The sequence below is a fragment of the Paenibacillus sp. FSL R7-0198 genome, assembly GCF_038000415.1.
Classification (GTDB): Bacteria; Bacillota; Bacilli; order Paenibacillales; family Paenibacillaceae; genus Paenibacillus.
This window is the reverse complement of the sequence record NZ_JBBOCB010000001.1, coordinates 1486149-1511460: the sequence shown is the minus strand read 5'-3', so window position 1 is coordinate 1511460 and position 25312 is coordinate 1486149. Positions and strand designations below refer to the sequence as shown.

Below are 25312 nucleotides of genomic sequence, written 5' to 3'. Positions count from 1 at the left end.
ATAAACATATAAACCATATCAATTTAGGGGGAACGTGTTAGATGAAAAGGAAAAGTCTATTAGTCCTTTTGACGCTGATTTTGGCGTTCGGTACCGTACTTGCAGCGTGCGGATCGAAAAACGAAGGCACAGGTAACACCGATACTGGTTCTGCAAGCGAAGGAAATGGTCTTGCAAAAGATCAAATTCTGAAAATCAACCTGTCAGCTGAACCTCCTACGTTGGACCCGGCTCAAGCAAAAGACAGCCAAACCAACACAGTTCTGAAATTCTTGTATGAAGGTCTTGTACGCATCGATGCTGATGGCAAAGAAGCTCCAGGTGTTGCAAAAGACTGGGTTATATCTCCAGATGGGTTGAAATACACTTTCAATCTGAACCCGGATGCTAAATGGAGCAACGGTGATGCAATCACTGCTGAAGACTTTGTACGTTCTTGGGAACGTGCTTTGAAACCGGAAACAGCTTCTCCTTATGCTTACCAACTTTATTACATTAAAGGTGCAGAAGGATTTAACCGCAGTGTTGACGAAACATATAAAGGTACTAAAATCACTGATTTCTCTCAAGTAGGTGTTAAAGCTACTGATGAGCACACGCTTGAAGTAACGTTGGAAAACCCAACACCTTACTTCTTGGGTCTGACAGCATTCTACACGTACTACCCAGTACATGCATCTGCTGACACAAATGACAAATTCTTCACAGACTACAAAAACATGATCGTTAACGGACCATTTGTAATGGATCAATACGCTAAAGGTCAAAAAATTGTTGTGAAGAAAAACGATGCTTACCATGCAGCTGCCGATATTAAATTGGCTGAAATCGATATGTCTCTGACAAACAGCAGTGCTTCCGAACTGCAAGCTTACAAATCAGGACAATTGGACTATACTGGTGCACCTAACGGTGAAATTCCATCCGACCAAATTCCTTCTGTAAAAGCGGAATTGTCGGACGAGTTCAAAGCTACTGGTATTGCAAGTACGTACTACTACCAGTTCAACGTAAACGAAGCACCATTTAACAACGTTAAAATCCGTAAAGCATTTGCAATGGCAATTCAGCGTCAGCTGATTGTTGACAAAGTTACACAAGGTGGACAAATTCCAGCATTCGGCTTTGTACCTCCAGGTATCCGTGGTGAAAACGGCGAATTCCGTGATGAGCACAAAGACGATTACTTCACAGAAAATGTGGAAGAAGCTAAAGCATTGCTTGCCGAAGGTATGAAAGAAGAAGGTTACACTACATTGCCAGCTGTTACTTTGATCTACAATACTAGTGATGGTCACGCGAAAATCGCTTTGGCGGTTGCTGACATGTGGAAACAAAATCTTGGTGTTGATGTGAAAACAGAAAACCAAGAGTGGGGCGTATTCCTTGATAACCGTCAAAACCAAAACTTCCAAGTAGCTCGTGCAGGTTGGTCTGCTGACTACAACGATCCATACAACTTCTTGGAAATGTGGACTACTGGAAACACAAACAATGATTCCAAATTCAGCAACGAACAGTATGACAAAGATGTTAAAGAAACTGTAAAATCTGCTGATCCAGCTACGCGTATGGCTGCATTTGCTGACGCTGAGAAAATCCTGATTCAAGATGAAATGGGCGTTATGCCAATCTATTATTACACTAACGTATCTTTGACTAAGCCTTACCTGAAAGGCGTACAACTTGATTTCAGTGGAGCTATTGACTTCACGCGTGCATATCTGGAAGAGAAATAAGTTGTTCTGAAGTCTAATATGAATACTTCGGGATATATATGTGGAATTCCATATATATCCCGATTTTTTGTATGTGCACCGATTTTCCTTATAATTCTTGAAATTTCCGATAAATGGATTGGACTTTATTTCTGTCTAATTCTACAATCGATTTGTATACAAAATATTGTTTGTGGAGGTGTGCAAGGGTTGGTTAAGTATGTGTTGAAAAAACTACTATTTATGCTGCTATCGCTTTTCATACTCGCATCGATGACTTTCTTCCTGATGAAGGCCATTCCTGGTGACCCTTTTACATCTGAGAAAAAAGTATCACCTGAAATCCGTGCACTCTTGGAAATCAAGTACGGACTGGACAAGCCGATGTATGAACAATACCTGAAGTATATGGGAGGAATCGTTCAAGGAGATTTTGGTGTTTCAATGAAATATTTGAACCAAAGCGTCTCTGAGATGATTGTGAAGACTTTTACAGCATCCTTGAAAATAGGTATATTCGCGATTATTATTTCAGTTATTGTAGGTGTGTTGCTCGGGCTTCTCGCAGCAGTGTATCACCGCAAACTGATTGACGATGTAACCATGATTCTTGCTGTCATAGGTATTGCTGTTCCGAGCTTTTTGCTTGCCTCTCTGATACAGTTTGTTTTTGCGTCGAAACTGGGATGGTTCAACGTTATGGGCTTCGACGGACCACTTGACTATGTGCTCCCAGTTGCAGCGTTATCTGCATCTCCGATTGCTTTTATCGCTCGTTTGACGCGTTCGAGCATGCTTGAAGTCTTACATGCAGATTATATCAAAACAGCTAAAGCCAAAGGTCTGAAATGGCCTGCAATTATGTTTAAACACGTTGTAAGAAACGGTATTCTACCAGTAGTAACTTATGTTGGTCCAATGACAGCGAATATCATCACAGGTTCCGTTGTAATTGAACAGATCTTTAACATCGGGGGAATTGGTAAAGTATTCGTAGAGAGTATCACAAACCGTGATTACACTATGATCATGGGGATTACGATTTTCTATGGTATCCTCCTGATGTTGGCTCGTTTCTTTACGGATATCGCTTACGTGCTGATTGATCCTAGAATTAAGCTGGAAAGCCGGAAGGGGGCATAACGTTGTCTGGCACGAATAATAAAAAGAATGAAACGGCGAACACGAACCTGACTAGTCAGGCAGCGGTTAAACCGCAAGAAAGTGTATCCCTTTTTAAAGATGCCATGTACAGACTTGCAACCAATAAGGCTGCAATGATCAGTCTGAGCGTGTTGGTTCTTGTCGTGATTTTCTCTTTGATTGGTCCAACTTCTTTGTTTACTAGTTATAATTATTATTCCAATGATTTGTTGAATGCCAATGCAGCACCGAGTGCGGAGCACTGGTTCGGTACGGACGAGCTTGGTCGCGACGTGTGGGTAAGAACTTGGGTAGGGGCACGTGTATCCCTTACTGTAGGTTTGGCCGCAGCCTTGATTGACCTTGTTATCGGGGTTATTTATGGAGCGATCATGGGTTTCTACGGTGGACGTGTAGATGGAATTATGAACAAGTTTTCCGAAATCCTCTACTCCTTGCCGTACATGCTTGTTGTAATTTTGTTGCTGGTTGTACTGGAACCAAGTCTGACAACGATTATCATTGCCCTCACCATCACAGGCTGGATCAGCATGTCATGGATTGTACGTGGTGAAATTATGCAACTCAAAAACAGAGACTTTATTCTTGCTGCAAGGTCCATGGGAGCAAGCACAGGGCGTCAATTGTTCCGTCATTTGCTACCCAATGCAATAGGACCGATTCTTGTAACATTGACGTTGTCCATTCCAAGTGCAATCTTTGCCGAAGCGTTCCTGAGCTTCCTTGGATTGGGTGTGTCAGCACCAAGATCTTCACTTGGTTCTATGATCAATGATGCACTTACAGGCTGGACGCTATTCCCGTGGCGGATGTGGTTCCCAGCAGGTCTGATGGTTCTTACAATGCTTGCATTTAACTTGCTCGGAGACGGTCTGCGTGACGCACTCGATCCGAAATTACGTAAATAGAAACAGGAGGTGGGATTATGGAGCCGATTTTAACTGTCAAAGACCTGAGTGTGTCGTTCTCAACACGTTCTGGTGAATTTGATGCCGTTAAACATGTGAGTTTTGAACTTGGCAAAGGAGAGACGCTGGGGATCGTAGGTGAATCGGGTAGTGGTAAGAGTGTTACCGCCCAAACCATCATGAAATTGATTCCCTCCCCGCCTTCGAAGGTCAAAAGCGGAAAAATTACTTTTCACGGGCAAGACCTGCTGAATAAGACAGACAAACAAATGGAAGCGATTCGTGGTAAAGATATCGGTATGATCTTCCAAGACCCAATGACTTCATTGAATCCTACCATTAAAATTGGTAAACAAATTACCGAAGTATTGCGCAAGCATCAGAACATGTCCAAACAAGCGGCGAATAAAGCGGCTTTGGAGATGCTGGAACTTGTAGGTATTAAAAATGCGGCTATTCGCATGAATCATTATCCTCACCAATTCTCTGGTGGTATGCGTCAGCGTGCCATGATTGCGATCGCGCTTGCATGTCGTCCATCCCTTCTGATTGCGGATGAGCCGACAACTGCACTTGACGTTACAATTCAGGCTCAAATTCTGGATGTCATGAAAGACATGCAGCAAAAACTGGGAACATCGATCATGCTGATTACGCATGACCTTGGTGTCGTAGCGGGTATGTGTGACCGTGTTGTTGTTATGAAGGAAGGCGAAGTTGTTGAAACAGGAACAACTGCTGAAATCTTTAGTAACCCTCAACATCCATACACGATTAAATTGTTGAATGCCTTGCCTCGTCTGGACGAGCCCAAAAAGGAAAAACCAGCTCCGGCTGGTATTATCAAAGGCAGCAATAAGCCTCTGGTACAAGTGAAAAACTTGAAACAGTACTTTAATTTGGGTAAAGGTAACATTCTCAAAGCGGTCAATGACGTAAGCTTTGATATCTTTGAAGGTGAAACACTTGGCGTTGTAGGCGAGTCTGGCTGTGGTAAATCCACAACAGGTCGTACCATTCTGCGTCTTTATGAGCCAACTGGCGGAAATGTTAACTTCAACGGAACGGATATCTACAAGTTGTCCCCGCGTAAAATGAAAGAAATGCGTAAAGATATGCAGATGATCTTCCAAGATCCATATGCATCTCTTAACCCGCGTTTCAATGTTATGGATATTATCGGGGAGTCCCTCGATATTCATGGTCTGGCTTCCAGCTCTAAAGAGCGTAAGAGACGAGTGGAGGAACTGCTTGATCTGGTAGGTTTGAATCCAAGTCATGCTCTTCGTTATCCACATGAATTCTCCGGTGGTCAAAGACAACGGATCGGGATTGCGCGTGCACTCGCTGTAGACCCTAAATTCATCATCTGTGATGAGCCATTGTCTGCACTGGATGTATCCATTCAGGCACAGGTCGTTAAATTGCTTGAAGAACTTCAGCAACGTCTCGGCTTGACTTACCTGTTTATCGCGCATGACTTGTCGATGGTTAAACATATCAGTGACCGTGTCGCTGTAATGTACATGGGTAAAGTGGTTGAGCTCGCAGAAAGTGAAGAACTATATGCGAACCCTATCCACCCTTATACCAAAACATTGCTCTCAGCAATCCCTGTACCTGATCCGGAAGTGGAAGCGAACAAACGTCGCATCTTGCTGCCGGAAGAGCATATGAGCCCGATTCAGAATGGATCTGGTGGTCCTGCAAATGACCCGTACAACCTGGAAAATGCTCAATTGATTGAGGTTTCCAAAGGTCACTGGGTTGCAGAACCTTACGTATAATAGGAATATTAATGCGATATGCTATTATTGATGTATTAAATGCCGCCGACTCGTTCGGCGGTTTTTTTCGTATTTTAATCACTTTCTTTTGACGAAGCGGCCTTGAATTCGGTACAATCAAGAAAGGCTCTTTGAAGCAGAATAGGAGGCAGACCTCATGAACGGTATTACCGAGGCACTCCGCAGCGGATCAAGACTTGCAGAAGATTATATCTGTTCAAGAGATGCTGCGCGTGGCCTTTACGAGTATGACATTCGCTGGGAATCAGGACTTCAGGCGCGTGCCGAGTGGCTGGACCAATCGGAAAACACACGTATTGATCGTCGTGATCTGGCAGAGTATTTACGTATATATAATAAGCGGGTGAACGACCATGGAGAGGTTCATGCGTCCATCACACGTCTTGCAGAACAAGATGCACTAGTGGTTACAGGAGGACAGCAGAGCGGTCTGCTCACCGGACCACTGTTCGTCATATACAAAGCCGCCAGCGTAGTGGCAGCTGCGCGGGAAGCGGAAGAAAGACTTCAACGCCCGGTAGTCCCAGTGTTTTGGATTGCTGGTGAAGACCATGACTGGGATGAGGTTAACCACACATATCTACCTGATCATCAGGGAGACATGAAGAAGGTCAAGTTACAAGGACGATTCGCAGGAAGGGATTCTGTGAGTAATGTTCATGTGGATACGCAGCAGTGGATGAATGTACTCGAACAGGTGGAACATCTTTTACCTGATACGATACATAAACCAGGACTGATGAAATGTATCACAGAGATCCATCAATCCAGTTCAAATCTGAGTGATGCATTTGCCCGCATGATATCTGCCTTGTTTGCCAGTAGTGGACTTGTTCTAATGGATGCATCGGATCCAGATTTACGCAGGTTGGAACAGCCCGTGTTTGAGCGGTTGATACGAAAAAATGAAGTGCTGCGCAGCGCATACACACAAGGTGCTTCGCTGGTACAACAAGCTGGTTATGCTATGCCTGCCGAAGTAGCGGAGGATGGAGCCAATCTGTTCTACATTCATGAAGGTACGCGTCTGCTCTTGTTGTTGAAGGACGGTTTATATAGTGATCGCAAAGGTTTGGTTTCTTTCACAGAGGAACGTTTGCTTCAGGAACTGGGAGAACATCCGGAGCGCTTCAGTAACAACGTATTGACACGACCATTAATGCAAGATTCCGTGTTGCCTGTAGCCGCTGTTATTTTGGGGCATGGTGAAATTGCATATTGGGGTTTGACTCGGGAAGCATTCCGTCAGTTCGGACTGCAAATGCCCATTTTGTTGCCGCGGTTGTCTTTCACCATTATGGAAGATATTCATCACAAACATATGAAACAATATGGACTTTCTTATCAGGATGTTCAATATCATATGGAAGAAAAGAAGGAACAGTGGCTCGCACAGCAGGAGACGTTCCAGGTAGATGAACAGTTTGACAAGGTTCAGGAAGCGTTTCTTGATCTGTATGGACCATTGCTAGATGAGATCGCGGAGATTCATCCGGGGCTGGAACGAATTGGCGATACCAATTTGGGTAAAATCAACGAGCAAATGCAATATCTGAAACAGCAGACTCACAAAGCCATCGAAGACAAACATAATGTGAGTCTAAGGCACTGGAACGGCATTCAGAACTCCTTATTCCCAACGGGCAAACCACAGGAACGAGTACATAATGCACTCTTTTACCTGAATCGTTATGGCACCGAGTGGATCGACGAACTGATTAAGGCCTCAAGTGAATTCCTTGGAGAGCATAAGGTTATTGCACTATAGATCCCTTTATAATAGAAGAAACACATAAACGAGGAGGATATGAAATGACTACACCTGCATTGCAAAACAGTATTGTTAAAGATATGGGACTCGCTTCAGAGGGTCACCTGAAAATTGACTGGGTAGAAGCGCATATGCCGGTACTGAACCGCATTCGTCGCCAATTCGAACAGGATCTGCCCTTCAAAGGTTTGAAGGTTGCCATTTGTCTTCATCTGGAAGCGAAAACAGCTTATTTGGCAAAAGTGATCCAAGCGGGTGGGGCGGAAGTAACGATTACGCACAGCAATCCATTGTCTACACAAGATGATGTTTGCGCAGCATTGGTGGAAGACGGCGTCACGGTGTATGCGAAGTACAATCCGGAGCCTGCGGAATTCAAATCACTGCAACTGCGTGCGCTTGAGGTGAAGCCTGATCTCATTATTGATGATGGTGGAGACTTTGCAACCATTATTGCATCCGAGCGCCCTGACCTCGCAGCAACCATTCGCGGAGGAGCAGAAGAAACGACAACGGGTATTATTCGTTTGAAAGCATTGGCGAAAGAAGGCCAATTAAAGTTTCCGATGGTTGCGGTTAATGACGCATACTGCAAGTATCTGTTTGACAATCGCTACGGTACTGGACAATCTGCATTCGACGGGATTATTCGTACAACTAACTTGGTTATCGCTGGTAAAAACGTAGTGGTAGCAGGTTATGGCTGGTGTGGTAAAGGTGTAGCGATGCGCGCCAAAGGTCTTGGTGCGAATGTGATTGTAACCGAGATCGATCCAATCAAAGCGGTAGAAGCACACATGGACGGGTTCCGGGTCATGACGATGGTGGAAGCCGCCAAATTGGGCGATTTCTTTATTGCAGTTACAGGCAATAAGGATGTTATCACAGGTGAGCATTACGATGTGATGAAGGACGGAGCGATCCTGAGTAATGCAGGTCACTTTGATGTTGAAGTGAATAAACCTGAACTGGCTAAACGTTCCGAATCGATTCGCACAGTTCGTCGCAACATTGAGGAATATCGTTTCAAAGACGGTCGTAAAATGTACCTTCTTGCAGAAGGTCGTCTTGTGAACCTGGGTGCAGCAGATGGTCACCCTGCCGAAATCATGGATACAACGTTTGCTCTGCAGGCGCTTGGTCTGCGTTATGTAAGTGAGAATTATGAAAACTTGGGTAAAAACGTTGTTAATGTACCTTATGATATTGACCAGCAGGTTGCCAGCTATAAACTTGAAAGCCTGAATATTGGCATCGACTCCTTGTCAGCTGAGCAAGAGAAATACCTGGATAGCTGGAAATTTTAAGCACTATCCAATAATTACAAGCTGATGAAATGATTCAATAGGTATAGAATGGTTTATTGATGATATGGCTCATGTGCGGGTAGACATACGATTGCCCGTTTACGGGAAGCGTCTTTGATCCTGAGTGACAGGATCAAGGACGTTTTTTTATGCTGAAAAATTAAAAAATCAAGTAATGCAAGAAGGGTTTTGATTTTTTTGTGCGAATCTATTATGCTTAGGTGGTGGAAAGTGGGGCAAAGTGGGAGAAACGGGTGAGGAGTGAGTGGGCCAATGTTTATGGGGGAGTTCCAACATAGCATTGATGATAAGGGTCGGGTTATCATTCCGGCTAAATTCCGCGAATCTCTGGGACCGTCTTTCGTTGTCACACGGGGTTTGGACCAGTGTCTTTTCGTGTACCCCATGGAGGAGTGGGGGGTCATGGAACAGAAGCTCAAAGCACTGCCATTGATGAAATCTGATGCACGTGCGTTTACCCGGTTTTTTTTCTCGGGTGCAACCGAATGTGAACTGGACAAACAGGGCAGGGTAAATCTGCCGGGCAATTTAAGAGAGTATGCCAAGCTGGACAAGGATTGTGTTGTTCTTGGCGTGTCGAACCGGGTGGAGATTTGGAGCAAAGGCATATGGGAGAGTTATTTCAATCAATCCGAAGAAGCATTCAACGACATTGCCGAAAAGCTGGTCGATTTTAATTTTGATTTATAAAGTCAGGAGGGGTGCAGGTTGTTTCACCACATAACCGTACTCAAAGAAGAGGCAACAGAGGGATTAAACATCAAGCAGGACGGTATATACGTGGACTGCACTTTAGGCGGTGGCGGACATAGCTCCGTGATTGCTTCCAAGCTCGGTCCAGGGGGACGTCTGATCGCACTTGATCAGGATGATTGGGCTTTGGATAATGCTCGCGAGAAGCTCGCTGCTTATGGAGAACGTGTAACATTGGTGAAAACCAATTTTCGAGATCTGGAACAGGTACTCAAGGATCTGGATGTACCAATGAAGGATGGTGCACCACAGGTCGACGGTATTTTGTACGACTTGGGTGTGTCATCTCCGCAATTTGATGAAGGAGAACGTGGTTTCAGCTACAATCACGATGCTCCGCTCGATATGCGAATGGACCAGGATGCAATGCTGACGGCCAAAGAGATTGTGAATGAGTGGCCAGAAGAAGAGATTGCTCGAATTTTGTATCGCTATGGTGAAGAGAAGTTTTCGAGAAGAATTGCCCGTGTTATCGTCGGAAAACGAGCGCAGTCTACCATTGAGACGACAGGTGAACTCGTGGAACTGATCAAGGAAGGCATCCCGGCGGCAGCTCGCCGTACTGGTGGACATCCTGCCAAACGCAGCTTCCAGGCATTACGCATTGCCGTCAATGATGAGTTGGGTGCGTTCGAAGAAGGCTTGCATCAGGCTGTTCGTTGTCTGGCACCAGGAGGACGTGTATCTGTTATTACCTTCCACTCCCTTGAGGATCGGATATGTAAACAGATTTTCAGCAGTTATCTGGAAAAATGTACATGTCCACCCGATTTTCCGTTGTGTGTATGCGGCGGCAAGGGGAGCCTGCGTTTAGTTAACAGAAAACCGTTGATTCCAACGGAAACGGAATTGACCGAAAATTCACGTGCTCGTTCAGCCAAGCTGCGCGTAGCCGAGAAATTGTAGATCAAGAGTGGAGGAGAGAATCGGAGTATGGCATATACACGTGGTAATCTCGCTGTAAAAGAAAAAGCGTCCCAGGAACGTGTGACCCAGCAACGATACAAAGAAACCACCAAAGTGGTGACCCGTCGTACGGGTCTTCCGGCACGCGAGAAGATTTTGTATCTGATTACCCTGCTTGCAGTTATCCTTGTTGGAGGAGCCTTGATGTCTCGTTATGCTCATATCTATGATCTGAACAAGCAGGCGCAGTCCACTATTTCGGATATCAAGGGGTATGAAAAGACAATTGCAGACCTGCAGGTGGAGAAAGAAACATTGAACAACCAGGTCATCGAAAATGCCAAACAACTTGGTTACGTTGAAGCTTCCGGTAAGGATGTCATTTATGTACCTCGTTCAACAAGTACGAAATCAACTGGTACTGAGTCGTCCTCCAATACAGCAAGCAGTAAGTAAAGAGGTGTTCCGATGATAAAAAGAATAAAGATGCGCACGTTGCTTATAGGGGGATGTATTACCCTCTTTTTTCTTGTACTCGTAACCCGAATCTTTTTCATTCAAGTTGTGAATGGCGGTGTATGGCAGGAACGGGCGGCCGGATTGGTAGAGCGGGAACAGACGATTAAGGCTGCACGTGGAACGATTACGGATAGAAACGGTAATATTTTGGCTACCGATTCCCCTGCGTATACGGTCTCCGTTAATCCATTATTAATTAATGAACTCGGAATTCAGGATGTTGTTACGGAGAAGCTCTCTGCCCTTCTTGGGAAAAATGAGAGTGAGATGCGTGCTTTGGTCACAGCCAAAAATGCAAAGGGCAAGTTTTTTCAGCAACGTGAAGTACGCAGTGAAGGATATAAAATAAGTCCTGAACTTGCCGCACAAGTCAACGAGTTACGTGAAGAACTGCAAGAGGAATATAAGGCGCGTAATGCAATTGTGATGGCTCAGGAGTCGAAGCGTTTTTACCCTGAAGAAACACTTGCTTCTCACCTCTTGGGATATATGAGCCGTGATGGGAAAGCTGTCAATGGACTTGAAGTCTCGTATGATGAAGCACTGACAGGTACAGACGGATATTTGAATTATCAGAAGGATGCCAAAGGCATTAAACTTCCGGATTCACAGGATAACTATCTGCCACCTCAGAACGGTAAGAACCTTACGCTGACCATCGATGATACGATCCAGTTCTACATTGAGGATGCAATGAAAGAAGCCGTTGCCAAGTATAATCCACTGAGCATGACGGTCATTGCCGCGGACCCAAACACGATGGAGATTCTAGGGATGGCGAACTGGCCAACCTTTAACCCGAATACGTATGGAAGTACACCTGATCAAAAGAATTTTATCAACCATGCTACGCAATCAATCTATGAGCCGGGTAGTACATTCAAAATAGTTACACTAGCAGGGGCTGTTGAAGAAAAACTCTTTGATCCCAATGCAAGTTTTGAATCCAAACGCATGTATATCGGTGGTTTCCCGATTAGTGATAATGGTCATTCCTATGGTTGGATCTCGTATCTCGAAGGTGTCAAACGGTCAAGTAACATTGCTTTTGTTAACTTGGGTTACAACATGCTTGGCGGCGAACGTCTGCGTCATTACATAGACGAATTCGGCTTCGGCAAAAAGACGGGTATTGATCTGCCAAATGAGGCAGCGTCCCCGATCAAGCCACTGGTTTACAAATCCGAGATTGCTACGGCAGCCTATGGGCATGGTCTTGTACAGGTAACACCAATTCAACAGGTCGCAGCCATCTCTGCGATTGCCAACGGCGGCAAATTGCTGGAGCCACATCTGGTGAAGGAAATCAAGAACCCGAATGATGGAACAACGGAAGTCATCAAACCCAAAGTTGTTCGTCAGGTGATTTCCAAGGAATCTTCCAAACTGGTGAGCGGTTATCTGGAACAAGTGGTTGCAGACCAAACGATTGGTACCGGTCGTAACGCCTATATTGAAGGTTACCGTGTAGCTGGTAAAACAGGTACGGCAAGAAAGGTTGTTAACGGAGCATACAGCAAGTCAAAAGACGTTGTATCGTTTATTGGATTTGCGCCCGTGAATAATCCGAAGATTGCTATACTTGTTGTCATTGACCAACCGGATGGAACCAACATTGGGGGAGGAACCGCAGCTGCGCCGGTGTTCAAAAAGATTGTCAGCCAGACTCTTCAATACATGGGAATACCCAAAGATACAGCCAAAACTCCTGACAAAAAGTCAAAAGAAGTCTCTGTCGTGCAAGCCAAGGCGCCTGACTTGAGTGGCAAGACAGCCAAACAGGCCAGAAGCCAGCTTCTAAGCGCAGGTATTGCTTATGTGACTCTTGGTCAAGGTGATAATGTAATTCGGCAGTATCCGGTTGCTGGCGCCTCTATGAATCCAGGCCAACGAATCTATCTGCTAACGGAAGAAAGCAGCAAGATGAAGATTCCCGATCTAACAGGAGAATCTCTCCGTGATGCCCTAGAAGTACTTTCTCTCATGAAAGTGGGGGTTACGGTCAAGGGCGAGGGTTATGTCGTGAAGCAAACCGAGCAGGTCGCAGGTGAGCAGAGAACTGTACAGTTAAACTTGCAAACTGCCAAAGCTGCAGTGACAGGTATAGCCGATGAGGCTCCAATCTCTTCTGATCCGTCGTCAGAAGCTGAAGTGAAGGAACAAGAGGCTTCGGGCGGAGAAGGTAAAACCGACGAAACAGACAAAACAGATAACAACAAGGCTCCTGCCAATGAATCCGAATCCTCTGACGATCCAGCAACAAACGGAGCTTCGCTTCCTTAGGGAGCTCTGACAGCTTGTTCTAACCCCCGGTTGTCCTGAATATTCATGAATGGAACGAATGTCATGATTTTGGGACGAGTGGGGGGATCTTTTCGTGAAGGGATCAAGCGTAAATCTGCGGCGCAGGTTGCTATGGAGTTTAATGATTTTAGTTTTGTTATTTTCGGCCCTGATGATCAGGCTTGCTTATGTACAGCTCGGGGAAGGCCCTGAATTGTCAGCAAAAGCAGAAGAATCCTGGCGGCGTAATATTCCTTACTCAGCCAAGCGGGGGGAGATCCTGGATCGAAATGGAACCTCTCTGGCCTATAATGTGACAACACCGACCATTATGGCCATTCCGGCTCAGGTTAAAGAAGCTGAAATCACAGCTAAAGCGCTGGCCCCATTGCTTGGGATGACGGAAGAAAAAGTGCTTGCAACCATCAAGAAACGAGAACTCATTGTAAGACTACAACCCGGCGGCCGCAAAATTACGATGGAGAAAGCTCAGCGCATCCGTGATTTGAAGCTTCCGGGTATCGTTGTTGCTGAGGACAATAAACGTTTTTATCCTTATGACGATTTGGCTGCCCATATTCTTGGTTTTACGGGCATTGATAATCAGGGCTTAACGGGTGTCGAGAAGAAATATGATGATAAGCTGAATGGTTTGAATGGCAGTGTGTCCTACTTGTCCGATGCGGCCGGAAGGCTAATGCCGGGCTCATCCGAGAAGTATGTGGAACCGAAGGACGGCCTTAACCTCAAGCTGACCATTGATAAATCCATTCAGTCCATCATGGAGAGAGAACTGGACCAGGCCATGGTGAAATTCCAGGCGAACTCAGCATTGGCCATAGCGATGAATCCCAAAACGGGTGAAATCTTGGGGATGTCCAGCAGGCCGGGATACGAACCTGCCGATTATCAGCAATATCCCGCGGAGATATACAATCGGAATTTGCCGATCTGGATGACCTACGAGCCGGGCTCCACATTTAAGATCATTACTTTGGCAGCAGCGCTTGAAGAGAAAAAGGTTAATCTGCAACAGGATCAATTTTTTGACCCTGGATATGTTGAGGTGGGTGGAGCCCGTCTACGCTGCTGGAAAAAGGGCGGCCATGGAAGTCAGACCTTCTTACAAGTTGTGGAGAACTCATGTAACCCGGGCTTTGTGGCTTTGGGGCAGAGGCTGGGCAAAGAATCGCTCTTCTCCTATATTAAAGACTTTGGCTTCGGTACCAAGACAGGGATCGACCTCAGTGGAGAAGCCAGTGGAATTCTGTTCAAACTGTCCAGAGTGGGACCTGTGGAGCTTGCAACGACTGCTTTTGGTCAAGGTGTATCCGTAACGCCCATTCAGCAAGTAGCAGCTGTGTCAGCGGCCATCAATGGGGGTAAACTTTACAAGCCTTATGTTACGAAAGCGTGGGTCCATCCGGTCACGGGAGAAGTCATGGAAGAAGCCAAGCCGGAGCTGGTTCGTCAGGTGATCTCGGAGAATACATCCAAACAAGTACGTGAAGCACTCGAGAGTGTTGTAGCAAAAGGTACCGGGCGTCCGGCATTCATTGATGGATACCGGGTCGGTGGCAAAACAGGTACAGCCCAGAAGGTTATCAACGGACGTTATTCCTCAACCGAGCATATCGTATCCTTTATCGGATTTGCACCGGCAGATGATCCACAGATTGTGGTCTATACCGCAGTTGATAATCCCAAAGGAATTCAGTTCGGAGGCGTGGTTGCCGCCCCGATTGTGCAGAACATCCTTGAAGATGCTTTGCATTATATGAATGTACCTGTTCGTAAGGATCAGGTCGCCAAAGAATACAAGTATGGTGAAACCAAAATCGTGACAGTCCCAGACCTGACAGGAGCTACTGTTGAAGATCTGTACGAAGACCTGAACATGAATTTTATGCTGGCGAAGTCTGGCAGTGGTAAATACGTGATTAATCAGGCACCCAAACCTGGGGCGAGGGTAGATCAGGGATCAACCATCCGCATTTATATGGGGAATGTACTGAACGATGCACATGATCACACAAAGGATGAATAACGGGGCTTAGGGGTAGTTTGGGGCTTCTAGCGCAACAAAATTCATCCAAGTGCGTTTCATTATTGGGTTGTATTGACGATATTAATAAATACAGACATATGTTAAAACAGAAGTATAATTGGAAAAGTGAGGTTATTCATGTGCTTTTAAAACAATTTGCATCGATGCTGACCACCGCCCGCCTCGTGGGCGAATCAAATACAGAATGCCAAAACCTTCAGACAGATTCCCGGCAGGTAAAACCGGGTGATCTGTTTATCTGTCTTCCGGGACATACGGTAGATGGTCATGATTATGCAGAAAAAGCTGTAAATGCTGGTGCAGTTGCATTGGTGGTTGAACGGCAGCTGGATCTTCCTGTGCCACAATTGCTGGTGAAGGATAGCCGATTTGCGATGGCTGTTCTGGCAGATTTCTTTTTTGACTCGCCAAGCCAGAAGATGAATATGATTGGTGTAACGGGAACGAACGGAAAAACAACGACCACCTATTTGATTGAAAAAATCATGAGTGATTACGGACGCAAGACGGGATTGATCGGTACTATTCAAATGCGGTATGACGGTCGCACCTACCCGATGTCTGGAACAACTCCAGAGGCGCTTGATCTGCAGCGTAGTCTGCATGATATGGTTCAGAAGGGTACGGACTGCTGTGTTATGGAAGTTTCTTCTCACGCTTTGGAACAAGGGCGAGTAAAGGGAACAAATTTCCGTACTGCGGTATTCACTAACTTGACGCAAGATCATCTGGACTACCACCATTCCATGGAGGAATATCGCGGGGCCAAAGGATTGTTCTTTGCACGACTGGGTAACGGTTATACGGAAGATGTCTCACAGCGTAAATTCGCTGTTATCAATGCAGATGATCCGGCTGCAGCTTATTTCATCTCTGTGACTGCGGCTGAAGTGATTACATATGGCATGGGTGAAAAGGCGGATGTACGCGCATCCCAAATCTCAATCACATCTCAGGGAACTTCTTTCCACGTGGATACATTTGCAGGCAGCACCGATATTCGCTTGCGCATGGTAGGCAAATTCAATGTATACAATGCAATGGCAGCAATCTCTGCAGCGCTGGTGGAAGGTATTCCGCTAGAAGAGATCAAGCGCAGTCTGGAGACGGTTCCGGGCGTGGATGGACGTGTTGAAGGAGTGGACGAAGGACAGCCATTTGCTGTTATTGTCGATTATGCCCATACACCGGATGGACTGGAGAATGTGCTGCGGACGGTGAAGGAATTTGCCGAAGGACGTGTAATTTGCGTATTTGGCTGTGGTGGTGACAGGGACCGTACCAAACGCCCTCTCATGGGGAAAATTGCTGCGAATTATAGTGATTTTGTACTGGTTACTTCCGATAATCCACGGACAGAAGATCCGGATCTGATTCTCAAAGACATTGAACAGGGCCTGATTGAAGAATCCGTTCCTGCCGAACGTTATACGATGATTGTGGATCGACGCCAGGCGATTCATGAAGCTATTGAAATGGCAAGCCCAGCCGATGTAGTATTGATTGCGGGCAAGGGTCACGAGACCTATCAGATTATCGGCACAACCAAAACCGATTTTGATGACCGAATCATAGCCAAAGAAGCGATAAGGGGCAAATCCAATTGATAAAAAGAACATTGGCACAATTGGCCGAGATGTGTGGAGGAACATTAAGTGACGTTGCCGCTCATGGCAATGTAATGGTCGAAGGGGTGTTTACCGATTCGCGTAAACCTCTGGAAGGCAGTTTGTTTATTCCGCTAGTGGGTGAAAGGTTTGACGGACATGAATTTGTGCAAGCCTGTCTAGAGAAGGGCGCTGCAGGCGCGATCTGGCAAAAGGATCATGGTATTCCGCCGCAAGGAGCTGTCATTGTTGTTGACGACACACTTATCGCACTGCAAGCACTCGCATCTGCTTATCTAGCGGAGAATAAAGCGGCTGTTGTTGGCATTACAGGCAGCAACGGCAAGACAACAACAAAGGACATCGTTGATGCCATTCTCTCGACGACGTTCAAAGTGCATAAGACGCAAGGCAATTTTAATAATCACATTGGATTACCACTGACTGTATTAAGTATGGACCCGGATACGGAGATTATCATTTTGGAGATGGGTATGAGTGGTCGCGGGGAAATTAACGATTTGTCGGTTATTGCGCAACCTGATGTAGCGATCATTACCAATATTGGTGAATCTCATCTGCTTCAGCTGGGGTCCAGACTGGAGATTGCCAGAGCCAAAGCCGAGATTGCCGCGGGATTGAAGCCTGGCGGGTTACTGATCTACAACGGAGACGAGCCTTTAATTGCACAAGTCCTTGAAGAGCCCGCAACGAAACAACCCGATGGATTGCAGCGGTTTACATTTGGTCTGCAAACCGATAATGATGACTATCCTACCGGACTTATGAATGCACAGAACGGCGTAGTTTTCACCACCAAACAGTCTGGAGAACATGCATTTACGCTACCTCTGCTGGGAACGCATAATGTCGTTAACTGTCTGGCTGCTTTGGCTGTAGCCCGTCATTTCAAAGTGACGACAGAGCAGATTGCCGCGGGATTATCTCACTTGAAACTGACAGGCATGCGTATTGAGGTTACTCAAGGTGTTAGTGGTCTAACCCTGCTGAATGATGCATACAATGCAAGTCCAACCTCCATGAAGGCCGCAATTGATGTACTAGAGGGCCTGAAAGGATACCGTATGAAAGTGGCTGTGCTTGGTGATATGCTTGAACTTGGTCCTGAGGAGCAGGATCTGCATCTTGGGATTGGTGAGTATATTACATCTGCCAAAATGGACATGGTGCTCGTATTTGGCCCGCTATCAGCACATATTGCTGAAGGAGCAAGAAAGCATATGCCGGCAGAGGCTGTGCATGCTTTTATAGATAAAGAAGAAATGACCCGTTATCTACTGGAGAAACTACATCCCAGAGACGTTGTCTTGTTCAAAGCCTCAAGAGGCATGAAGCTGGAGGACGTGGTCGAAGCACTACAAATAGCACCATTACAGAATCGAGTAGACTAGAGGGGTGAACCCATGGATTTTCAGGTATTACTGTTAACAATCGGTGTTTCATTTATTTTGGCGGTGATTGCCGCACCGCTCCTGATTCCGCTGTTACGTCGAATGAAATTCGGACAGCAAGTTAGGGAAGATGGGCCTCAGAGCCATTTGAAAAAAAGCGGGACACCTACAATGGGTGGAGTCGTCATTTTAGTTGCGTTCACATTGGCCTTTTTGAAATTTTCGGCAGTCAAGAATACAGACTTTTATGTCTTGCTCGTGGCTACGCTGGGCTTTGGGCTGATTGGCTTCCTGGATGATTACATCAAAATTGTGTTCAAACGTTCGCTGGGACTGACGGCCAGACAAAAAATGCTGGGCCAATTGTTGTTCAGTGCAGTGATGTGTTTCTTGCTGATCCAGAATGGACACAGCACAGCCATCTCTATTCCGGGAACGTCATTCTCGTTTGACTGGACCGGATGGTTCTATTATCCGTTTGTTGTATTCATGATGCTTGCCATTACCAATGCGGTTAACTTTACGGACGGTCTGGATGGTTTGCTATCAGGGGTAAGTGCGATTGCCTTTGGCGCGTTTGCCATTGTGGCGATGCAAGCTACGTCGATGCCAGCAGCAGTGTGTGCAGCAGCGATGATCGGTGCCGTACTCGGTTTTCTGGTATATAACGCACATCCGGCCAAAGTATTTATGGGAGATACCGGTTCTCTGGGTATTGGCGGTGCGATTGGTGCAGTAGCGATTGTCACCAAGACAGAGCTTCTATTTGTCATCATTGGCGGTATTTTTGTTATCGAGATCCTGTCTGTTATTATTCAAGTGGTATCATTCAAGACTCGTGGCAAGCGTGTATTCAAAATGAGCCCCATTCATCATCACTTTGAATTAAGTGGTTGGTCAGAATGGCGGGTTGTTATTACCTTTTGGGCGGTAGGCGCAATTTTGGCCGCTCTTGGACTTTATCTCAACAAGGGGTTGTAGATCATGAACCATCCTGAATCATATCGCGGACAACAAGTAGTCGTGCTCGGATTGGCCAAAAGCGGTGTACAGGTCGCCAAAGTGCTGGATCGCGCCGGAGCGAAGGTTACAGTAAATGATAAAAAAGAGAGAGATCAATGTCCCGAAGCTTCCGAATTGGAGGCTTTGGGAATTTCTGTTGTATGCGGAGGACATCCGGATGATCTGATTCACAGTGATGTGAAGCTTGTTGTCAAAAACCCGGGTATCCCATACCATGCAGCTCCTGTGCAGCAAGCTCTGGCATTGGGTATTGAAGTGGTGACCGAAGTAGAGGTTGCTTATCATCTATGTGCTGCACCCATGATCGGGATTACGGGCTCCAACGGTAAAACAACAACCACCACTTGGGTGGGTAAAATGTTGGAACATGCCGGCCTCAAACCGATCGTTGCCGGTAATATCGGAACACCTCTCTGTGAAGCGGCAGAGCAAGCTTCTCCAGATAACTGGATGGTTGTTGAGCTTAGCAGTTTCCAGCTCAAAGGAACGGTTGATTTCCGTCCCCGGATTGCCAGCTTGCTTAACGTTGCTGAGACGCATCTGGACTATCACGGGAACATGGATGATTATGTGGCTTCCAAAGCAAAACTGTTCGCCAATCAGCAGCCTGACGACGTAGCCATTCTAAATTGGGATGATGCGGTATGTCGTGGTCTGGTTCCATACATCAAAGGCAGATTGATCCCCTTCTCAGTGACAGAGAAATTGGATATAGGTGTGTATGCAGATCCTCCTTATGTGGATGGAGAAGAGGATGATGTGAAGCGTCAGGTAATCTACGCGGATGAAAACGGAAATCACCATATCATTATCGACGTTGAGGATATTGGCCTTCCTGGGCGATTTAATGTGGAAAATGCACTGGCTGCTGTGGGCATTGCCGTAGCGGCAGGAGCTGATCCTGCGGTGCTGGCTGCACCGCTCGCAGACTTCAAGGGAGTTGAACACCGACTTGAATATGTCCTGGAGCATAACGGCTCTGCATACTACAACAACTCCAAAGCAACCAATTCGAAAGCTACGGTTATGGCCCTGAATTCGTTCAAGGAACCGGTCGTATTAATTGCTGGAGGGTTGGATCGCGGGTCAGACATGATGGAGCTGTTACCCTTGTTCCAGGAACGGGTAAAAGCTGTCGTTGCAATTGGAGAGACACGGACAAAAATTGCCAAGGTCGCGGAACTTGCCGGATTAAAGCAAATTAAGGTCGTCGATAATGAGGAGGACGCTGCCCGGACGTTAACCGTTGCTGTGCAGGAAGCATCGAAACTTGCCAGTGCCGGTGATGTCGTTTTGTTATCCCCGGCATGTGCAAGTTGGGACATGTTTGCTTCCTATGAAGAGCGGGGACGCATTTTTAAAGAGGCGGCGCATAACTTGTAAGTAGGGGGGTGGAAAAGCCCCTACTTCCATGCAAGGGGTGGCCTCCTGATGAAACAGACGCGACCGGCACCAGATATTTGGTTGCTGATTTGTATTTTGGCATTGCTTGCCATCGGCATTATTATGGTATATAGTGCGGGCTCGGTGCTTGCCTTTCATGACTATGGCGATTCATTTTATTTTGTAAAAAGACAGGCTCTGTTTGCGGTGCTTGGGCTTGTGGCCATGTTCGTAACTGCTAACGTTGACTACCGGGTGTGGAGGAAATATGCCAAACCTATATTGATTGCCTGTTTTATTATGCTCATCGCGGTGCTCATTCCTGGCATCGGTGTGGTTCGCGGTGGTGCACGAAGTTGGCTGGGCATTGGTTCGTTCGGTATTCAGCCCTCAGAATTCATGAAACTGGGCATGATTCTGTTTCTCGCTCACTGGCTGAGCAAGGAACCGGGCAAAATCAAAACCTTCACAACGGGGCTTATGCCACCGCTGGGATTGATCGGTTTGGCTTTTGGGATTATTATGCTGCAACCTGATTTGGGGACTGGCACCGTGATGATGGGTGCATCGATGCTTATTATTTTCACAGCCGGAGCGCGAATGAAACATCTGAGCTTGCTTGCTCTTGGCGGCGTAGCGGGGTTTGCAGCTTTGATTGCAGCAGCACCCTATCGGTTGCAGCGTATCACAGCGTTTTTGGACCCGTGGTCTGATCCGCTGGGTGCCGGATATCAGATCATTCAATCCTTATACGCGATTGGTCCTGGTGGACTGGCGGGATTGGGACTAGGTATGAGCCGGCAGAAGTACAGTTATGTACCTGAACCGCAAACGGACTTTATTTTTAGTATTTTGGCCGAAGAACTCGGCTTTATAGGTGGAATGATTGTATTATTGTTGTTTCTGGTGCTGGTGTGGAGAGGAATGCGTGTAGCCATGACCGTTCCGGATGCCTTCGGCAGTCTGCTTGGTGTTGGTATCGTAGGTATGGTCGCCGTACAGGTCATTATTAACATTGGTGTTGTCATTGGCATGATGCCTGTTACGGGCATTACATTACCTCTGATCAGTTACGGCGGATCATCATTGACCCTCATGCTCACAGCACTGGGCATTTTAGTGAATTTATCCCGATATGCGAGGTGACTATGCGATGCGAGTCGTTCTAAGCGGTGGCGGTACGGGTGGACATATCTATCCGGCCGTTGCCATAGCAAGACAATGCGAGGCGGAGAACCCGGACTCGACATTTCTATATATTGGAGGAACCAGAGGGCTGGAAAGTAAATTGGTTCCCCAGGAAAATATTCCTTTTAAATCCATTGATATTACGGGCTTTCGGCGGAAATTGTCCATCGACAACCTGAAAACAGTCATGCGTTTCATTCAAGGTGTACGCAAGTCCAAAAAAATGCTGAAGGAATTCAAACCGGATGTTGTGATTGGTACAGGTGGATATGTGTGTGGACCTGTGGTATATGCAGCAACAAAACTGGGAATTCCGAGTATAATTCATGAACAGAACGCCATCCCTGGTCTGACGAACAAATTTTTGATGCGTTATGTGGACACGGTTGCCGTTAGCTTTGAAGGTTCTGAAAAATCGTTTTCCGGCGCAAAAAAGGTGATCTACACTGGTAATCCGCGAGCGACTACGGTAGCCCAGGCTAGCCGTGATCGTGGTTTTGCCACGTTAGGTGTACCGATGAACAGCCGTGTTGTTCTTGTGGTTGGTGGCAGTCGCGGGGCAAAAGCAATCAATCAGGCCATGGTGGACATGGCTCCAATGCTGGAACAACTGGACGATGTACACGTAGTTTACGTGACAGGGGATACCTATTTTGATGAAACGCGTGAAGCCATTCGCAGCTCATTGGGTACGATGCCAAACCACCTGCATGTCCTGCCTTACGTGCACAATATGCCTGAGGTGCTTGCCTGCACATCCTTGATTGTAAACCGCGCAGGTGCATCATTCCTTGCAGAGATCACATCACTGGGTATTCCTTCGATCCTGATTCCTTCACCTAACGTGACTAATAATCATCAGGAAGCCAATGCACGCACGCTTGAAGGTGGAGGTGCGTCACTCACGATGCTGGAGAAGGATCTTACAGGCAAAGTCCTGTATGAAGCCATCGCCAAGATTATGAATGATGAATCGGGACGCAAACAAATGGCTGAAGCCTCCCGGAAACTGGGGAAACCCGATGCAGCTGAAGTGCTTGTTCATGAAATTCAGCGTCTTGCTGCACGCCGATAAAGTGTGATTGTGGGCGATTGTCACACACAAGACGGGGCTGACATAAGATACCGTATAAATCGTGACCATCGTTCCATGGCGCCAGAACACGGTCTGTAACAACAGAAGATACCGTGCTCATCGGTTTTGAAGCAAAGGAGGAAGCAAACATGCATCAGTGGATATCGTTACTATCCCAGAATAATGTTGGCAGAGTTCTTGAAAACGAATCGCTAGCCAAATACACCACATGGAAGATCGGCGGTCCTGCGGATGCACTGGTCATTCCCCAGAATAAAGAGCAGATGATGAATCTCGTTCAATTGCTTCACACGTATCAGATTCCGTGGATGCAACTTGGGCGGGGCTCAAACATGCTGGTGTCAGACAAAGGAATACGTGGTGTTGTGGTGAAACCAGGCGAGGGCTTTGATTATGTCGAATTTCACGAAGGCGGTGTAACCGCCGGAGCGGCGCATTCTTTTGTTAAACTCAGTGTGGTTGCTGCCAAAAAGGAATGGACCGGTCTGGAATTCGGCAGCGGTATCCCCGGCACTGTCGGTGGAGCTGTGTACATGAATGCAGGCGCGCATGGATCGGATGTGTCACGGATATTCAAATTCGCTGAGATTGTACTGGAGACAGGGGAATTGGTACGTTACAGCAAGGAGGACATGGATTTTGCCTACCGCCACTCTGTTCTGCATGATCGGAGAGGCATTGTGCTGGAAGCTACATTTGAACTCCAGCATGGGGAGCGCAACGTCATTTCGGAAACGATGGCGGCTTACAAAGATCGCCGGCGCCGCACACAGCCACTGCAGATGGCATGTGCAGGCAGTGTATTCCGAAATCCACCGGGTGATCATGCAGCCCGCCTGATTGAAGCAGCAGGGCTGAAAGGAATGATCCAGGGAGGCGCACAGGTATCCACCATGCATGCCAATTTCATTGTTAATACAGGCCAAGCAACAGCAGAGGACGTTATCACCCTAATGCAGCAGATACAGAGCACTATATCATCTCAAAACGGTATTAACCTGGTACCGGAAGTCTTCGTAGTGGGTGAGCGGTAAACCCCGGAGGTGATACATTGGACAAATTGGTGATTGAAGGCGGGAAACCCCTCTCAGGATCCATACGCATCCATGGAGCAAAAAATGCCGCTTTACCGATTATGGCCGCAAGTTTGTTGGCAGATGGAGAAGTTACACTGCATAACGTTCCACACTTGCTGGACATTGAGGTGATGCTGTATATCCTGGAACGGCTTGGATGCACGTGTCGGCATGAACAGGGAACAGTGACGATTAATACCTCGTCTATCCGGTCATATGATGTGCCAGAAGATCTAATGAAGCAGATGCGCTCTTCCATCTTTTTGATGGGACCATTGCTGGCTAAGTTTGGGCAAGTGTCAGTGTATCAGCCAGGCGGCTGTGCCATTGGAGAACGCAAAATTGATCTTCACCTCCGGGGCCTGGAAGCGCTCGGAGCTTTGATTGAAGAGCAGGACCAACAGATTATCTGTCATGGGCACAATCTGGTGGGTACAGATATTCATTTGGATTTCCCGAGTGTGGGAGCGACGGAGAATATCATGATGGCAGCCGTTATGGCTAAAGGGACGACAACCATTTGCAACGCGGCAAGAGAACCTGAAATACAGGACCTGCAACACTTTTTGAATGCTATGGGTGCAAGCATTATTGGTGCAGGAACGGATACAATCACGATCAACGGCGTTGAGAAACTAGAGCCTTGCTCCTATGAGATTATACCGGATCGAATCGTTGCCGGAACCGTGATGATTGCAGCAGCAGCAACACGAGGCAATGTTACGCTTACACACTGCAATCCTGCTCATCTTACTTCACTTATACATGTATTGAAGCGCACTGGTGTTCAAATCACAGTCTGCAATGATATAATGACGGTGAGCTGTATGAGCCGTCCCAAATCAGTAGACCGTATTGTGACTTCTCCGTATCCTTCGTTTCCGACAGATTTGCAATCTCAAATCATGGTGCTGCTCAGTCTGGCAGACGGATTCAGTGTGATGAAGGAAACGGTATTCGAGGGTCGGTTCAAACATGTGGATGAACTGAATGTGATGGGGGCTGATATTTCAGTCGATCTGAACGCAGCATTTATCCGTGGTGTTCCCCGTCTGTACGGGGCTACAGTAGAAGCAACCGATCTTCGTGCAGGTGCAGCTCTGGTCATTGCTGGTCTGGCTGCTCAAGGCAAAACGGTTGTGGAGCAAGTGCATCATATTGACCGGGGCTACGATCAGATCGAGAAGTTATTCCAAAGTCTTGGAGCATCGGTTGAGCGACAGTCGCCCGTTTCGAAACAGTTGGATTTTGCCAATTAACGTCCTTGGAGTCCCCTTCTTGAAGGGAGGGGACCTGAGGCT

At 46.7% G+C, this 25312-nt stretch carries 19 protein-coding genes; all 19 read left to right on the top strand.

Annotated features, from left to right (window positions below):
- The first annotated feature begins 41 nt into the window (after nucleotides 1–41).
- The 19 genes from MKY87_RS06445 to murA all read left to right on the top strand — a co-directional run bounded on the left by MKY87_RS06445 (nucleotide 42) and on the right by murA (nucleotide 25270).
- Nucleotides 42–1739 (top strand): peptide ABC transporter substrate-binding protein, encoded by a 1698-nt coding sequence (locus MKY87_RS06445; RefSeq protein WP_339790209.1) that lies wholly within the window; start codon nucleotides 42–44, stop codon nucleotides 1737–1739.
- Nucleotides 1740–1928: 189 nt separating this feature from the next.
- Nucleotides 1929–2861 (top strand): ABC transporter permease, encoded by a 933-nt coding sequence (locus MKY87_RS06440; RefSeq protein ID WP_339790211.1) that lies wholly within the window; start codon nucleotides 1929–1931, stop codon nucleotides 2859–2861.
- A gap of 47 nt (nucleotides 2862–2908) precedes the next feature.
- Nucleotides 2909–3790, top strand: coding sequence for an ABC transporter permease (locus MKY87_RS06435; RefSeq protein ID WP_423804573.1), 882 nt, complete (start codon nucleotides 2909–2911; stop codon nucleotides 3788–3790).
- A gap of 17 nt (nucleotides 3791–3807) precedes the next feature.
- Nucleotides 3808–5577: an ABC transporter ATP-binding protein gene (locus MKY87_RS06430; protein ID WP_340963417.1), complete on the top strand. Its 1770-nt coding sequence runs from the start codon at nucleotides 3808–3810 to the stop codon at nucleotides 5575–5577.
- A 157-nt stretch (nucleotides 5578–5734) separates the two neighbouring features.
- Nucleotides 5735–7366, top strand: a complete 1632-nt coding sequence (bshC, locus tag MKY87_RS06425; protein ID WP_338587970.1) for a bacillithiol biosynthesis cysteine-adding enzyme BshC — start codon at nucleotides 5735–5737, stop codon at nucleotides 7364–7366.
- 44 nt (nucleotides 7367–7410) lie between these two features.
- Nucleotides 7411–8676 carry an adenosylhomocysteinase gene (locus MKY87_RS06420; protein ID WP_047843755.1) on the top strand — a complete coding sequence of 422 codons (1266 nt, stop codon included), beginning with the start codon at nucleotides 7411–7413 and terminating at the stop codon, nucleotides 8674–8676.
- A 273-nt stretch (nucleotides 8677–8949) separates the two neighbouring features.
- Nucleotides 8950–9387 (top strand): division/cell wall cluster transcriptional repressor MraZ, encoded by a 438-nt coding sequence (mraZ, locus tag MKY87_RS06415; RefSeq protein ID WP_017687291.1) that lies wholly within the window; start codon nucleotides 8950–8952, stop codon nucleotides 9385–9387.
- Between the two features lie 18 nt (nucleotides 9388–9405).
- The gene (gene rsmH / locus MKY87_RS06410) at nucleotides 9406–10356 is read left to right on the top strand and encodes a 16S rRNA (cytosine(1402)-N(4))-methyltransferase RsmH (RefSeq protein WP_338587969.1); all 951 of its coding nucleotides are present in this window, start codon (nucleotides 9406–9408) and stop codon (nucleotides 10354–10356) included.
- Between the two features lie 27 nt (nucleotides 10357–10383).
- Nucleotides 10384–10812 carry a hypothetical protein gene (locus MKY87_RS06405; RefSeq protein ID WP_339790217.1) on the top strand — a complete coding sequence of 143 codons (429 nt, stop codon included), beginning with the start codon at nucleotides 10384–10386 and terminating at the stop codon, nucleotides 10810–10812.
- Between the two features lie 12 nt (nucleotides 10813–10824).
- Nucleotides 10825–13158 carry a penicillin-binding transpeptidase domain-containing protein gene (locus MKY87_RS06400; RefSeq protein WP_339790220.1) on the top strand — a complete coding sequence of 778 codons (2334 nt, stop codon included), beginning with the start codon at nucleotides 10825–10827 and terminating at the stop codon, nucleotides 13156–13158.
- A gap of 94 nt (nucleotides 13159–13252) precedes the next feature.
- Nucleotides 13253–15205 carry a stage V sporulation protein D gene (locus MKY87_RS06395; RefSeq protein WP_339790223.1) on the top strand — a complete coding sequence of 651 codons (1953 nt, stop codon included), beginning with the start codon at nucleotides 13253–13255 and terminating at the stop codon, nucleotides 15203–15205.
- A gap of 140 nt (nucleotides 15206–15345) precedes the next feature.
- Nucleotides 15346–16833 carry a UDP-N-acetylmuramoyl-L-alanyl-D-glutamate--2,6-diaminopimelate ligase gene (locus tag MKY87_RS06390; protein ID WP_017687296.1) on the top strand — a complete coding sequence of 496 codons (1488 nt, stop codon included), beginning with the start codon at nucleotides 15346–15348 and terminating at the stop codon, nucleotides 16831–16833.
- On the top strand, nucleotides 16833–18245 hold the full coding sequence (locus tag MKY87_RS06385; RefSeq protein WP_339790540.1) for a UDP-N-acetylmuramoyl-tripeptide--D-alanyl-D-alanine ligase: 1413 nt from the start codon (nucleotides 16833–16835) through the stop codon (nucleotides 18243–18245). Before MKY87_RS06390 ends, MKY87_RS06385 begins: the two co-directional genes overlap by 1 nt.
- A gap of 12 nt (nucleotides 18246–18257) precedes the next feature.
- Nucleotides 18258–19226, top strand: a complete 969-nt coding sequence (gene mraY, locus MKY87_RS06380; protein ID WP_338587963.1) for a phospho-N-acetylmuramoyl-pentapeptide-transferase — start codon at nucleotides 18258–18260, stop codon at nucleotides 19224–19226.
- A gap of 3 nt (nucleotides 19227–19229) precedes the next feature.
- Nucleotides 19230–20651 carry a UDP-N-acetylmuramoyl-L-alanine--D-glutamate ligase gene (gene murD, locus MKY87_RS06375; protein ID WP_340963415.1) on the top strand — a complete coding sequence of 474 codons (1422 nt, stop codon included), beginning with the start codon at nucleotides 19230–19232 and terminating at the stop codon, nucleotides 20649–20651.
- Nucleotides 20652–20699: 48 nt separating this feature from the next.
- On the top strand, nucleotides 20700–21797 hold the full coding sequence (spoVE, locus tag MKY87_RS06370) for a stage V sporulation protein E (RefSeq protein WP_339790229.1): 1098 nt from the start codon (nucleotides 20700–20702) through the stop codon (nucleotides 21795–21797).
- Nucleotides 21798–21804: 7 nt separating this feature from the next.
- The gene (murG, locus tag MKY87_RS06365) at nucleotides 21805–22914 is read left to right on the top strand and encodes an undecaprenyldiphospho-muramoylpentapeptide beta-N-acetylglucosaminyltransferase (protein ID WP_339790232.1); all 1110 of its coding nucleotides are present in this window, start codon (nucleotides 21805–21807) and stop codon (nucleotides 22912–22914) included.
- A gap of 149 nt (nucleotides 22915–23063) precedes the next feature.
- Nucleotides 23064–23969, top strand: a complete 906-nt coding sequence (gene murB / locus MKY87_RS06360) for a UDP-N-acetylmuramate dehydrogenase (RefSeq protein WP_339790235.1) — start codon at nucleotides 23064–23066, stop codon at nucleotides 23967–23969.
- A gap of 17 nt (nucleotides 23970–23986) precedes the next feature.
- Complete coding sequence (murA, locus tag MKY87_RS06355) at nucleotides 23987–25270, top strand: UDP-N-acetylglucosamine 1-carboxyvinyltransferase (RefSeq protein WP_339790238.1); 1284 nt, start codon at nucleotides 23987–23989, stop codon at nucleotides 25268–25270.
- Nucleotides 25271–25312: the final 42 nt, after the last annotated feature.

Excerpts from the sequence above, each read along its gene's own strand:
- MKY87_RS06405 (WP_339790217.1), top strand. The coding sequence starts at position 10,384 with ATGGCATATACACGTGGTAATCTCGCTGTAAAAGAAAAAGCGTCCCAG.
- murD (WP_340963415.1), top strand. The coding sequence starts at position 19,230 with ATGAACCATCCTGAATCATATCGCGGACAACAAGTAGTCGTGCTCGGA.
- spoVE (WP_339790229.1), top strand. The coding sequence starts at position 20,700 with ATGAAACAGACGCGACCGGCACCAGATATTTGGTTGCTGATTTGTATT.
- bshC (WP_338587970.1), top strand. The coding sequence starts at position 5,735 with ATGAACGGTATTACCGAGGCACTCCGCAGCGGATCAAGACTTGCAGAA.
- murB (WP_339790235.1), top strand. The coding sequence starts at position 23,064 with ATGCATCAGTGGATATCGTTACTATCCCAGAATAATGTTGGCAGAGTT.
- MKY87_RS06400 (WP_339790220.1), top strand. The coding sequence starts at position 10,825 with ATGATAAAAAGAATAAAGATGCGCACGTTGCTTATAGGGGGATGTATT.
- mraY (WP_338587963.1), top strand. The coding sequence starts at position 18,258 with ATGGATTTTCAGGTATTACTGTTAACAATCGGTGTTTCATTTATTTTG.
- MKY87_RS06445 (WP_339790209.1), top strand. The coding sequence starts at position 42 with ATGAAAAGGAAAAGTCTATTAGTCCTTTTGACGCTGATTTTGGCGTTC.
- MKY87_RS06430 (WP_340963417.1), top strand. The coding sequence starts at position 3,808 with ATGGAGCCGATTTTAACTGTCAAAGACCTGAGTGTGTCGTTCTCAACA.
- MKY87_RS06420 (WP_047843755.1), top strand. The coding sequence starts at position 7,411 with ATGACTACACCTGCATTGCAAAACAGTATTGTTAAAGATATGGGACTC.
- mraZ (WP_017687291.1), top strand. The coding sequence starts at position 8,950 with ATGTTTATGGGGGAGTTCCAACATAGCATTGATGATAAGGGTCGGGTT.
- murG (WP_339790232.1), top strand. The coding sequence starts at position 21,805 with ATGCGAGTCGTTCTAAGCGGTGGCGGTACGGGTGGACATATCTATCCG.